This is a genomic window from Ensifer sp. (assembly GCF_035999185.1).
Lineage (GTDB): Bacteria > Pseudomonadota > Alphaproteobacteria > Rhizobiales > Rhizobiaceae > Ensifer.
In genome coordinates, this window is record NZ_DASYHB010000141.1 from 39,887 (window position 1) to 52,300 (window position 12,414).

13 protein-coding genes are annotated in these 12,414 nt (G+C 63.8%); 5 read left to right on the forward strand and 8 right to left on the reverse strand.

Annotation, left to right across the window (positions count from 1 at the left end; translation table 11 throughout):
- Positions 1–6: 6 nt before the first annotated feature.
- From VGO04_RS18575 to VGO04_RS18585, 3 genes are read right to left on the reverse strand one after another with little or no spacing between them, the layout of a single operon-like run.
- On the reverse strand, positions 7–2,832 hold the full coding sequence (locus VGO04_RS18575; protein WP_327497451.1) for a DUF4159 domain-containing protein: 2,826 nt from the start codon (positions 2,830–2,832) through the stop codon (positions 7–9).
- Positions 2,829–3,749, reverse strand: a complete 921-nt coding sequence (locus VGO04_RS18580; RefSeq protein ID WP_327497452.1) for a DUF58 domain-containing protein — start codon at positions 3,747–3,749, stop codon at positions 2,829–2,831. The genes VGO04_RS18575 and VGO04_RS18580 overlap by 4 nt, the downstream gene beginning before the upstream one ends.
- 3 nt (positions 3,750–3,752) lie before the next feature.
- Positions 3,753–4,766: a MoxR family ATPase gene (locus tag VGO04_RS18585; protein ID WP_327497453.1), complete on the reverse strand. Its 1,014-nt coding sequence runs from the start codon at positions 4,764–4,766 to the stop codon at positions 3,753–3,755.
- Positions 4,767–5,041: 275 nt separating this feature from the next.
- Between VGO04_RS18585 and VGO04_RS18590 the strand changes: the two genes are divergently transcribed.
- From VGO04_RS18590 to VGO04_RS18600, 3 genes are read left to right on the forward strand one after another with little or no spacing between them, the layout of a single operon-like run.
- On the forward strand, positions 5,042–5,665 hold the full coding sequence (locus VGO04_RS18590) for a DUF1285 domain-containing protein (RefSeq protein WP_327497454.1): 624 nt from the start codon (positions 5,042–5,044) through the stop codon (positions 5,663–5,665).
- Positions 5,662–6,294 carry a CoA pyrophosphatase gene (locus tag VGO04_RS18595; RefSeq protein ID WP_327497455.1) on the forward strand — a complete coding sequence of 211 codons (633 nt, stop codon included), beginning with the start codon at positions 5,662–5,664 and terminating at the stop codon, positions 6,292–6,294. Before VGO04_RS18590 ends, VGO04_RS18595 begins: the two co-directional genes overlap by 4 nt.
- On the forward strand, positions 6,291–7,550 hold the full coding sequence (locus tag VGO04_RS18600; RefSeq protein WP_327497456.1) for a CCA tRNA nucleotidyltransferase: 1,260 nt from the start codon (positions 6,291–6,293) through the stop codon (positions 7,548–7,550). Before VGO04_RS18595 ends, VGO04_RS18600 begins: the two co-directional genes overlap by 4 nt.
- A gap of 22 nt (positions 7,551–7,572) precedes the next feature.
- Here the strand turns inward: VGO04_RS18600 and VGO04_RS18605 are convergent, their stop codons facing one another.
- Positions 7,573–7,758, reverse strand: a complete 186-nt coding sequence (locus tag VGO04_RS18605) for a DUF1059 domain-containing protein (RefSeq protein WP_327497457.1) — start codon at positions 7,756–7,758, stop codon at positions 7,573–7,575.
- A 194-nt stretch (positions 7,759–7,952) separates the two neighbouring features.
- Between VGO04_RS18605 and VGO04_RS18610 the strand changes: the two genes are divergently transcribed.
- Positions 7,953–8,498 (forward strand): adenine phosphoribosyltransferase, encoded by a 546-nt coding sequence (locus tag VGO04_RS18610; RefSeq protein ID WP_327497458.1) that lies wholly within the window; start codon positions 7,953–7,955, stop codon positions 8,496–8,498.
- Positions 8,499–8,730: 232 nt separating this feature from the next.
- Here VGO04_RS18610 and VGO04_RS18615 read toward each other — a convergent pair whose 3' ends face one another.
- From VGO04_RS18615 to VGO04_RS18625, 3 genes are all read right to left on the reverse strand, one after another.
- Complete coding sequence (locus tag VGO04_RS18615; RefSeq protein ID WP_327497459.1) at positions 8,731–8,943, reverse strand: hypothetical protein; 213 nt, start codon at positions 8,941–8,943, stop codon at positions 8,731–8,733.
- A gap of 151 nt (positions 8,944–9,094) precedes the next feature.
- Positions 9,095–9,565, reverse strand: a complete 471-nt coding sequence (locus VGO04_RS18620) for a MaoC family dehydratase (protein ID WP_327497460.1) — start codon at positions 9,563–9,565, stop codon at positions 9,095–9,097.
- Positions 9,565–10,017, reverse strand: coding sequence for a MaoC family dehydratase (locus VGO04_RS18625; RefSeq protein WP_327497461.1), 453 nt, complete (start codon positions 10,015–10,017; stop codon positions 9,565–9,567). Before VGO04_RS18625 ends, VGO04_RS18620 begins: the two co-directional genes overlap by 1 nt.
- A 282-nt stretch (positions 10,018–10,299) precedes the next feature.
- Between VGO04_RS18625 and VGO04_RS18630 the strand changes: the two genes are divergently transcribed.
- Positions 10,300–11,403 carry a hypothetical protein gene (locus VGO04_RS18630; protein WP_327497462.1) on the forward strand — a complete coding sequence of 368 codons (1,104 nt, stop codon included), beginning with the start codon at positions 10,300–10,302 and terminating at the stop codon, positions 11,401–11,403.
- Positions 11,404–11,462: 59 nt separating this feature from the next.
- Here the strand turns inward: VGO04_RS18630 and ychF are convergent.
- The coding region (gene ychF, locus VGO04_RS18635; RefSeq protein WP_327497463.1) for a redox-regulated ATPase YchF at positions 11,463–12,414 on the reverse strand (952 nt) is incomplete at its 5' end.

Sequence of the window (12,414 nt, forward strand, 5' to 3'; positions counted from 1 at the left end):
CAGTCCTCACTGCCCAAGCCTTTGGAGGAGATCCGGCACGTGAACCTGATCGGACTTATAGTTGCCAGTCAGCATGTACATCATGATGTTGACGCCGGCGCGGTAGGCATATTCGCGCTGCATTTCGTCCGGCGGCACAGTTGGCAACAGCGGCGCGCCGTTGACATCCACGGCCCAGGCGCCGGCAAAATCGTTGCCGGTGATCATGATCGGCGTCACGCCGTCACCGCCGCGTACGGGGCGGTTGCCCTGTGCTTCCTCGCCGTTGGGGGCTGCCTCCACCCACAGCTGGCTCTCGGCGTAGCGTCCCGGAAAATTGGAAAGCAGATAGAAGGCTTTCGTCAGCACGTGATCGGACGGCACCGGCTCCAAAGGCGGGATGTCGAGGCCGCTCAACATGGCCTGCAAACGCTGGACGTTGGGGCTGTCGCCCGCGGCCGATGGATTGAGCGAGGAAAACTGGTCGCGGGTGTCGAACAGCACCGTTCCGCCGTTGCGCATATAGGCATCGATCCGGCTCATGACCCGGCTGCTCGGCATCGGCGCCGTTGCCGAGACGGGCCAATAGATGATCGGGTAGAAGGCGAGTTCGTCCTGTTCGAGGTCGACCCCGACTGGCGCGCCCGGTTCAAGCGCCGTTCGATAGGTCAGATAGTTGCTGAGGCCGATCAGCCCCTGCTCGGACAAGCGGTCGACCTCGGCCTCGCCGGTGATGACATAAGCGAGGTGGGTGGTATCCAGCCGTTGCAGCGATTGCTCGTCGCTGGGCTTGCTGTCCTGCGCATGGGCGATTGCCGGAGCGAGCGTGACGAAGCCAAGCGTTGCAAGGCCCAGAGTTGCAAGCACTGCGGCGGCAGCGGCACCACGGCTCCCGCGACCACGCAATCCTGTCAGCCCGCCGGCCATGTAGAGCACGATCAGCGCATCGATCACGAAGAGCACCAGTGCGAGCGCAAAGAGATAGGGCCGGATGGAGAGCGGCCGCGCGCCTTCCAGTCCTTCCGCCCGGTCGCCGACAAGGCTGCCGGTGATCGGAGCGAGCGTGCCGCCATCAGGCAGAAGGTTGTTGGCGACGAAACCTTCCTCCGAGCCATAGAGGCCGGGCGGTGTGTCGGCGGACACGGTCGGTGGGACGCCCGGCGCGACTTCGAGCGGCCGGGCGCTGCCGGTTTCGCTCGTCAGCTCGCCACGTGCGCTCACCAGCCGGTAGGGCGGCAGTGTCTGCGCCTTGCTGGCCTGATCGCCGGCGACGCCGCCGGCGCGCGACAGCTGGATCGACCGGCGCAACATATCGACGAACGAGCCCGAAATCGGCAGGTTCGACCAGTTCGGATCGGCGCTCACGTGGAAGAGCACGATGCGTCCGCGGCCGCGCTCGGCCGTCGTTACAAGTGGGGTACCGTCGGCAAGGTTGGCCCAGGTCCGCTCCACCAGATCAGGTGTCGGCTGCGCCAGCACCTGGCGTTTCACCAGCACGTCACGCGGCCGTTCCAGGCCGGCAAAGGGGCTGGTGGCAGGATAATCGGCGAGCGGCTGCGGCTCGGACCAGGAAAGCGCGCCGTCGAGCGTTCGTTCGCCCTGACGCAGAACGACGGGAACGAGTGGGTCGTCGGCGGGGGCGCCTGCGAGCCGGGGACCGGCGAAGCGCACCAGCATGCCGCCATTCTCCAGCCAGCGGGTGACCAGCGGGTAGCTTTCATCCGGCAGCCGGCCGACGTCGGCCATGACAAGGATCGACGGGTTTTGGGCGAGCAGTTCGGCAATTGCCTTGCCGATCGCTTCCTCGCGCGGCTCGATCAGGTCCGCATGCGGCTCCAGCGCCCGCTTGATGTAGTAGAGCGGCGACAGGAGAGGCTGGGCCTGGTGAACCTCGCCGCTCAAAAGCGCCACACGTCGGCGGCGGTTGCCGTCGTCGAGAAGATGAATGCTGCCGGCCGTCGCCAGTCCCTCGATCGTCAGCCGGGAAAAGTCGTTGCGCAGCTCGAAAGGCGCCTTCAGCAGGGCGTTGGCACTGGTCGCGCCGGTGTCGAAGCGCAACTCGCCCTCGGCGATCGCCGTGCCGCGCGCGTCGCGGGCGAGCACGTAGTAGGCGCGTGGCTCGCCAAGCGGGAGCCGCGAGGCCGTCACCCGCATGCCCTCGTTTTCATTGGTCGCCGACGTCAGCGCGATCGCGCTTTCGCCGTTGCCTTCGATCCGGCGGACATTGGCGGCGCCGAGTTCGGCAACCTGCCGCATGGTCTCGCCATCGCCGGTTTCGATGCCGTCGCTGAGGAAGGCGAGCGTGCCGGGCGGCGTGCCCGAAAGGGCTGTTTTCATGGCGGCCAGTGCAGGCCCGCGCTCAGCCGGCAGCGGTTGCGGTTGCGCCGCCCCCAGCCGTTCGCGTGCAGCGGCTGCGGACGTGGACGTTGCGTCGTGCTGACGGTCGGTGGTGAAGACGATCGAGACCGGCAGGTCCTTCGCCTCCGCATCGTCGATCATCGCACTGGCGGTCTCGACCCGCTTGTCCCAGTCGGCGACCGTCGCCCAGCTGTTGTCGATCACGAGAGCCAGGGGACCTGTGGCGGAAAGCGTGTTCTGCCGCGGGTTCATGACGGGATCGGAAATCGCCAGGATCAGCGCAGCGGCCATCAGCATGCGCAGGAGCGTCAGCCACCAGGGGCTTTGTGCCGGTGTTTCCTCGCGCTTCATCACCGAGGCGAGGATGCGCAGCGGCGGGAACACTTCGGCCGCGGGCCGCGGCGGCGTCATGCGCAGCAGCCACCAGATGACGGGCAGGGCGACGAGGGCAGCGAGGATTGCCGGATTGCCGAAGAGGAAGGGCAGGCCGCTCATAGCTGGCCTCCGTGGGTCGCCCGTCCCGGCATGCCGGAGAGATAGGTGTGCACGGCGACAAGCGCCTCGGAGGCGGGCCTGTCGGTCTTGTGCGGGGTGAAGGTCCAGCCGAGATGGCGCAGCGTCACGCCGAGGCTGTCACGGCGGCCGATATAGGCGCGCTGGTAGTCCTCGCGCAGGACTTCGGCCCGCCCGGCCGTCAGCTTCTCGCCGGTCTCGGGGTCGGTGAACTCGGTTCGGCCGGTGTAGGGAAACACTTCTTCGGCCGGATCGGCGATCTCGACCACATGGCCGCGCAGGCCGCGCCGCGCGAGCGGCCCGAGCCGTTCCATGATCTTTTCTGCCGGATCGAGGAAATCGCCGATCAGCACCAGGTCGCTGGCGCTGCGGATCATCCCTGTTTTGGGAAGGCCCTCGGCAAGCGGGCTAAGCGTGATCGCGGTCGCCAGCCGTTCGGCGGCGTTGCGGGCAGAGACCGGCTCCATGACGCCCGGGCAGCCGATGCGCTCGCCCGAGCGCGCCAGGATTTCGGCAAGCGCCAGCATGAGAACGAGTGCCCGGCTTTCCTTGGAGACCGTGCCGAGCTTCGATTTGTACATCATCGACGGTGAAAGGTCGGCCCACAGCCAGATCGTATGGGCGGCTTCCCATTCGCGGTCGCGCACATAGGTGTGGTCGTCGCGGGCCGAGCGGCGCCAGTCGATGCGGGACATGCTCTCGCCATCCGAATAGGGCCGGAACTGCCAGAAGTTCTCGCCGATGCCGCGCTTGCGACGGCCGTGCCAGCCGGAGATCACCGTGTTGGCGATCCGACGCGCTTCGACCAGGCAATCGGGAACGAGCATCGCGCGCTGTTGCGCGCGCGAAAGTACCTCACTGGCCGGTGTACGCGAGACAATGTGCCCGACGGTGGCCATGCGCTAGCCTCTGGCCTGTTTCACCAGGTCGGCGACGACGTCACGCACGGTCATGCCCTCGGCGCGCGCGGCAAAAGTCAGCGCCATGCGATGCTGGAGCACGGGTTCGGCCAGCGCCAGAATGTCGTCGATCGACGGTGCGAGCCGTCCGTCGTAGAGCGCGCGGGCACGGGCACAGAGCATCAGCGCCTGGCCGGCGCGCGGGCCGGGCCCCCAGGCAACGTTCTTGTCGGTGGCGGCATTGCCGTTACCCGGGCGGGCGGAGCGCACCAGCGCCAGGATGGCGTCGACCACCTTCTCGCCGACCGGCATCTGGCGGATGAGACCCTGGATCTGCTGAAGCCTTGCGGCATCGATGACCGGGTGGGCGGTCGCTTCGCCGACGCCGGTGGTCTCAAGCAGGATCTGCCGTTCGGCCGTAAGATCGGGGTAGCCGACATCGACCTGCATCAGGAAGCGGTCGAGCTGGGCCTCGGGCAGGGGGTAGGTGCCTTCCTGCTCCAGCGGGTTCTGGGTGGCAAGCACATGGAAGGGGGCCGGCAGGTCCTTGCGCGCACCCGCAACCGTGATGTGGTACTCCTGCATCGCCTGCAGCAGCGCCGACTGGGTGCGCGGCGAGGCGCGGTTGATTTCGTCGGCCATCAGCAATTGCGTGAAGATCGGGCCGGGGATGAAGCGGAACGAACGGTGGCCGGCCTGGTCCTGGTCCATCACTTCGGAGCCGAGAATGTCGGAAGGCATCAGGTCGGGCGTGAACTGCACGCGGCTGGAGTTGAGGCCGAGCACGGTGCCGAGCGTCGCGACGAGCTTCGTCTTGGCAAGACCCGGAACGCCGACAAGCAGGGCATGGCCGCCGGACAGAACCGCAAGCAGGGTCTGCTCGACGACATTTTCCTGGCCGAAGATGACCTTGCCGACTTCCGCGCGGACCCGGGCAATTTCGCTGAGCGCGCTTTCGGCCGCAGCGACGATCGCCTTTTCGTCGGTCGCGTCTGCCGCGCCCTTCATCACACTCATGGTCATACTCCCCGGTCGCCCGTTGTTAAACCGAATCGCCTTGCAGCGCGGCGCCTTGTTATAGGATGCGCCATAGCCGCTGTAACATTTTGAACTGCCCGCACAATTTTGTCCTTAAATCGATTCCGGTTTACGGAATTATGCAGCAGCCGGGATTTCAGTCGCCTATTTCCAATTTAGACCCTGTCGGACGGCTGACAAGTCAGCGCCGACGCACTATCTCGTGAGATATCAAAGGTCTCGATCTGAAAGTCGGGACCAAACGGGACGGAACGATGGCAGAAGCCGAAATTCAGCAAACCGGAGATGCGGCCGGACTGGCGGCACTGATTGCGCGCGCGGCCGGGCAAACCGGCGAGAAAGCGCGCGGCCTGCCGCCGGTGGAGCGCTGGAATCCGCCGTTCTGCGGCGATATCGACATGGAAATCCGCGCCGATGGCACCTGGTTCTACCTCGGCACGCCCATCGGCCGGCAGCCGCTGGTGCGGCTGTTTTCCACGGTCTTGCGCAAGGACGAGGACGGGCGCACCTATCTGGTGACACCTGTGGAAAAGGTCGGCATCCGCATTGTCGACGCGCCCTTCGTCGCCGTCGAGATGAGTGTGACACACAGCGATGAGGGCCAGATCCTGACTTTCCGCACCAATGTCGGCGACGTGGTCGAGGCCGGTCCGGAGCACCCGCTGCGTTTCGTTATCCACGGCGAAAACCGGGAGCTGAAACCCTATCTGCACGTGCGCGGTCGGCTTGAGGCCCTGGTGTCGCGGCCGGTCATGTATGACATTGTCGAACTTGGCGAGATGCTTGATGTCGATGGCGTCGAGACCTTCTGCGTAGTTTCCGGTGGGGCGATTTTTCCGATCATGCCGGCGGCCGAGCTGGAAGCGCTTTCCCGATGAACATGCATCCCTTTTCCGCCGACGAATTTCGCCGTCGCGCGCTGACCCAGATGGGCGGACCGGTTGACACCGCCTGGCGCGAGCATGGTGATTTCCTGCTCAATCCCGGCATCGTGCCCTATCTGGAGACGCTCAAACTCAAGGATGCCGCGGTTCTCGTGCCCGTCGTCGACGACGGGGACGATGCGACCGTGATTCTGACGCAGCGCACCACCAGCCTGCGCAAGCATTCGGGCCAGGTCGCCTTTCCCGGCGGCGCCGTCGATCCCGAGGACCGGTCGATCGAGATCGCGGCGTTGCGCGAGGCCCAGGAAGAGATCGGCCTCGACCCGCGCTTCGTCGAAACCATCGGCCGCCTGCCGCATTACATGGCCATGTCCGGTTTCCGCATCACGCCCGTGCTTGCGGTGGTCAAGCCCGGCTTCGAGCTTGTCCCCAATCCGGAAGAGGTCGAAAGCGTGTTCGAGGTGCCGCTGTCGTTCCTGATGAATCCCACCAACCATGATCGTGGCAGCGGGCATTGGCAGGGCGAAGAGCGACATTTCTACCGGATGCCCTATGGCGGTCGCAACATCTGGGGTATCACCGCCGGCATTCTGCGCATGCTCTATGAAAGGCTCTATGCATGACTTCGGTTGCTGGCGAAGGCTGGTTCTCTACGCCTTCTCTCCGTCGTGTCTTCGAGGTTTTGAACGTCGATGGCGGCGAAGTGCGCGTCGTTGGTGGCGCTGTGCGCAACAGCCTGATGGGCCTGCCGGCGGGCGATATCGACATGGCGACGACCTGGCGTCCCGACGAGGTTGCCGAGCGGGCGAAGGCGGCCGGCATCAAGGTGGTGCCGACGGGCATCGACCATGGCACGGTGACGCTCGTCATTGACGGAACGCCCTACGAGGTGACGACGCTGCGCCGAGATGTCGCGACGGACGGCCGCCACGCGGAAGTGGCCTTCGGCACGGACTGGAAGGCGGATGCCGAGCGGCGGGATTTCACCATCAACGCCCTTTATGCGGATGCCCGTGGCGAGGTCTTCGACGATGTCGGCGGTCTCTCCGACATCGAGACGCGCACGCTGCGCTTCATCGGTGACGCTTCCGAGCGGGTGGCCGAGGATTATCTGCGTGTCCTGCGCTTCTTCCGCTTCTTCGCGCATTACGGCAACGGCCGTCCCGACGCCGACGGCCTGCGCGCCTGCGCCAGGGCGCGCTCCAAGCTGTCGACGCTTTCTGCGGAACGCGTTTGGGCCGAAACCAAGAAGTTGCTTTCGGCTACCGATCCGGGCCGGGCGCTTCTCTGGATGCGTCAGGCAGGCGTCCTCACCGAGATCCTGCCGGAAACGGAGAAATGGGGCATCGACGCGATCCCCGACCTCGTTGCCGCGGAACGTGCCTTCGGCTGGATGCCGGATCCGCTGTTGCGCCTTTCGGCGATCGTACCGCCTGATGAGGAACGGCTGGAGGCAATGGCCGAGCGGCTGCGCATTTCAAAAGCGGAAGCCGGTTTCTTCAGCCGCTGGGTGAAAGCGCCCGCGATCGCCGCAACCACGGCCGATACGGCGTTCGATCGACTGCTCTATCGCAACGGCGCCGAAGGCATTGCCGTCAAGCTGCGCCTGGCGTTGGCGACAGCGCGCCGCAAGTCGGAGGAGGACCCGTCGCGGCTCTCCGAGACGGCGGCGCTGCGCCGCCTGCTGGCGCGGGCTGAAGGGTGGCAGCGGCCGAGCTTCCCGCTCAGCGGTTCCGACGTGTTGAAGGCCGGCTTGGCGGCCGGGCCGAGGGTGGGAGAGATCCTGAGTGAACTCGAAACGCTCTGGGTCGAGCGCAACTTCAGCCTCGACCGGGCAAACCTTCTTGCCCGGCTTGAAACCATGGTACGGTCGGCCTGATCGGGGCGCTTGGCCAGACGGCTTAGGCCGCCTTGGAAGCGTCGGTGATCCGGGCCTTGATGTTGTCGATCATGTTTTCGCGAATGACCGTTTCGCCGTGGGTGTCGCGCATATGCTCGACGACGCGGCGCACGATTTCGGCATCGTTTTCTGCGCGGGTGTGCCATTCGCAACCCGGCACGAGGGAACCGCATTCAAACAGGCGCATGGCTGCTTCCTTCCCTGTGTAGTTTGATGCGAGAGCGCGGCGCGCCAATGCGGGCGACCGCGCGCTTAGAGTAGCATCAACTGGACTGCGGCCAAATTGTTCCAGCGTTGCGGGCGACAAGAAAGCATTATCGACAAGCGCGCCGATGGTGTTATGGGTTTGCGGTAACAAGAGACGCAAAGGCTTATTTGCCCATGACCACCACCGTTCAATCGGAACTGATCTCCGCCATTCGGAACATTCCTGATTATCCGAAGCCGGGCGTGATGTTTCGCGATATCACCACGCTGCTCGGCAATCCGCGTGCGTTTCGCCGTGCGATCGACGAACTCGTGCATCCCTATGCCGGGACGAAGGTGGACAAGATTGCCGGCATCGAGGCGCGCGGCTTCATTCTCGGCGGCGCGATCGCGCATCAGCTGTCCTCCGGCTTCGTGCCGATCCGCAAGAAGGGCAAGCTGCCGCACGACACCGTGCGCATCGCCTACAGCCTGGAATACGGCGTCGACGAGATGGAGATGCACAAGGACGCGATCAAGCCGGGCGAGAAGGTCATCCTCGTCGACGATCTGATCGCAACCGGCGGCACGGCGGAAGCGGCAACGAAGCTTTTGAAGCAGATGGGCGCCGACATCGTCGCTGCCTGTTTCGTCATCGACCTTCCGGAACTCGGCGGGCGCAAGAAGCTCGAGGCGCTCGGCGTCAACGTTCGCACGCTGATCGAGTTCGACGGGCACTGATCAGGTCTCGACAACCCCATACAGCAGGGTGCGGGTGAAACGCGCACCCTTTTTGGCTTTTCGGCGTTTCCGGTTCTAGAGCGTTCTTTACGCGTTCAGTTGAAACACGTTCAGTTGAACGTACCGCGCTTTAGATCATTTCATTGTTTCGTCGAAACAGTGAAATGATCTAACTCTCTGATGTTCCGCAATTCCGGACGGAAAACCGTTCTGCACTTTTCCTGGAATTGCTCTAGAGACGGTTGATCGTCCGCAGCATCAGCTGCACTTCGCGCCGCGTGTCCGGCGGCAATGTTTCCACTTCCTTTTGCCAGAAGCGTTCGGCCTCCGGCGGCTCGTCTTCCCAGCTCCGGACCGACGTCTCGTTATCGTCTATGACGACGCGGCGGTGACCGCCGAGGCGCAGGTATGCGTCAGCCAGTTCGCAGACATGGGTCTTTTCCATAGTCGGCACTCCCGGTTTCAACGCGGGGTGTCTCAGTAGGGGCGGTGGACACTCCCGCGCTCTGCGGTCGGATTTTACGCTCAAACCACGCGGAAATTAAGAACTGTCACGGACTGGAATGGCGCGCCGGCCGTCTGTTGCCGGTCAGGGCCTACACGAACTCGATGACCCTGCTTTCGAAGCGGATGACCGGTTCGCCGTGCTGGTTCTCGCCCTCGCAGAGGATCGTGTTGATCCGCCAGCCCGGCTTGGATGCAAGCGAGCGGCTTTCGAGGAAGGTCACGAAGTAAGTGATGGTGTCGCCTGCATAAACAGGTTTCAGCCATTTGAGATCGCGAAAGCCGGGCGAGGGGCCGAGGTTGGGCGCCCGCAGGCCTTCGGCGGCCAGACGGCGCTGCTCGTTCCTCCAGAATTTGACGAAGCATTGCATCCATCCGGCGCAGGTGTGCCAGCCGGATGCGCAGAGACCGCCGAACAGCGAATGCCGTGCCTTTTCAGCGTCGAGGTGAAAAGGCTGGGGATCGAAGTCGGTGGCGAAGCGGATGATGTCCTCGGCCGAAAAGGTCAGGCTGCCGATCAGGGTCCTGGCCTTCGCCGCGTAGAATTCTTCCATCGTCATCATCAGGCTTTGCCCTTCTCGCGGCAACGAAAGAGAACCGAACATTCGGAAACCGCCACGGGTTCGCCCGCCTGATTGTTGATTTCGTTGCGAAATTTAACGATGCCGAGATCGGGTTTCGACTTCGAGCGGCGCGCTTCGACGACGAGGCTGAAGCCGGAAAGCACATCGCCTGCTATCACCGGCTTCCGCCAGTCCATGAAATCGATGCCAGGGGACCCTTGCGACGACGAGTTGCCCATGAAGGCGTCGAGCATCATGCGCATGCCGATGGCGCTGGTGTGCCAGCCGGACGCTGCAAGACCGCCGAGGATGCTGCGTTTGCCGGCTTCCTCATCAAGATGCATCGGCTGCTGGTCGAACTCGCTGGCAAAGGCGATCATCTCCTTGGGCTTCATCTCGACCGGTTTGTAGTCAAAGCGGCGCCCCTCGGAAAAATCCTCGAAATACAGCATGCTGGAAGTGTCCCGTCTGATTTGCTGACGCTTTCCTACTGCATAATCTCTCGCAGCGGAATCGATTTGAGCGGAGCGCTGACGGCTGCCCGCATGAACGTTTCCGGTTGCTCTTGCCGCTTGTCCGTGCAACCAGCTTTTCTGTCGCTCTCGCTCATTTCATTGTTTCTTCGAAACAGCGAAATGATCTTACCCTCTGGTATCACGCAATTCCGAACGGAAAACCGCACCGCACTTTTCCTGGAATTGCTTTAACTGCCATCGTTTCATCGGGGACTGCTCGTGACGGAACTGAACAGAGCGCTTACGGGCGCTGCCGAAAAAGGGATCATCTCAGCGCATCAGGTGAGAGATCTGGAAGACTATCTTGCCGACCGGGGCTTCAGCTTCGGACCCGCAGTTTCGGACGCGCGTGCGGACCTGCGCGACGATGCGCTGGAAGCGCAAGCGGCGGAGGACAGCGAACAGCCGCGTTTCCTCAGGGGGTTTCACGATATCCTGATCACGATCGGCGTCGTCGTCGTGCTCATCGGCCTGTGGGGGCTCGGCGGTCCGCTGGCGACACTCCCGGTCATGCTCGTGCTCGCGGAAATTCTGGTTCGGCGTCAGCGACTGGCCCTGCCTTCCGTGGTGCTGACGGTCGCTCTCGTCCATTGGATCGCGACGACATCCCTTTATTTCGTCGGCGAGCAAATGGACGCCTGGAAGCCGTTGACCTTTTCGCTTGCCTATTTCTCGGCCTTCCCGATCCCGCTGGGGCTGTTCTACCTGCGCTATCGCGTTCCGTTGGCGCTCGCCGGTCTGGTTCTGTCGGTCGCGCTGATAGGCATCTTTGCGGTCCTTATCGCCTTCGAACAAAGCCTGGGGTTCGACCTCGCCAACGGCGACCGCTTCATGCTCATCCCGATCACCTCGCTTGTAGGTGCGTTCAGCGTCTTTGCGGTTGCCATGCGCTACGACGTCTCCGATCCACAGCGCCTGACCGCGCGTTCGGACACAGCCTTCTGGCTGCATCTCGCCGCTGCCCCGGCTCTGCTCTATTCGCTGATGGGCCTGGTCTTCCTGTCTGAGGGCGGCGTCTGGTGGGATGGTCAGGCCGGATCCGGCCAGGCGGTTGCCGCCATCCTGATTGTTGTCGCCTTCATGCTGGTCGGGCTCGTCATCGACCGCCGTGCTTTTGTCACATCAGGGCTTCTGTCGCTCGGAGGCGCGATCTGGACAGTGCTGGGCAAGACCGGAGCTTCGCTCGACAGCTACGTCTTCATCGCCTTCGCGATTGTCGGTGTGACCGTCTTGTTCATCGGCATCTTCTGGCAGCGGCTGCGCCGCATGGTCATCGACCTGTTGCCGGAAACGATGACGGCGCGGTTGCATGCCGCGCCGTGATCTTAAGTTCTGATGCGCTTTGATCCCGCATCTCAACTGCGGGATCAAACTGAAGGCCATTACGTGTTGAAGCGGAAGTGGATGACGTCGCCGTCCTGGACGACGTATTCCTTGCCTTCGTCACGGGCCTTGCCGGCTTCCTTGGCGCCGACTTCGCCGCCAAGCGCGATGTAGTCTTCATAGGCGATGGTGTTGGCGCGGATGAAGCCGCGCTCGAAGTCGGTGTGGATCACGCCGGCGGCCTGCGGGGCCTTGGTGCCGCGCTGGATCGTCCAGGCGCGTGTTTCCTTGGGGCCGACGGTGAAGTAGGTGATCAGGTCGAGCAGCTTGTAGCCGGCGCGGATCAGGCGGTCGAGACCGGCTTCCGTCAGGCCGAGTGCGCTCAGGAATTCCTGGGCTTCCTCTTCCGGCAGCTGCGCCACTTCGGATTCGATCGCAGCCGAGATCACGACGCTTTCAGCGCCTTGCGCCTTTGCCATTTCGGCGACCGCGCGGGTGTGCTCGTTACCGTCGACCGCATCGCTTTCCGCGACGTTGCAGACGTAGAGAACCGGGTGAGCCGTCAACAGGTTCAGGCCCTGGAGGATGCGCAGTTCTTCGGCATCGAGCGTTGCAAGCAGCGTGCGCACCGGCTTGCCGTCCTGCAGGAGCTTCAGCGAGGCTTCCATGATCGGAAGCTGCGCCATGGAATCCTTGTCCTTGCCGACAGAGCGCTTGCGCGTCTGCTCGGTGCGGCGCTCGAGGCTCTCGAGGTCGGCGAGCATCAGCTCGGTCTCGATCGTCTCGGCGTCGGCAACCGGATTGATGCGACCTTCGACGTGGGTGATGTCGTCATCTTCGAAGCAGCGCAGAACGTGCACGACAGCATCCACTTCGCGGATGTTGGCGAGGAACTGGTTGCCGAGGCCTTCGCCCTTCGACGCGCCGCGCACCAGGCCGGCGATGTCGACGAAGGAGATGCGCGTCGGGATGATTTCCTTCGACTTGGCAATGTCCGCCAGCTTGCGCATG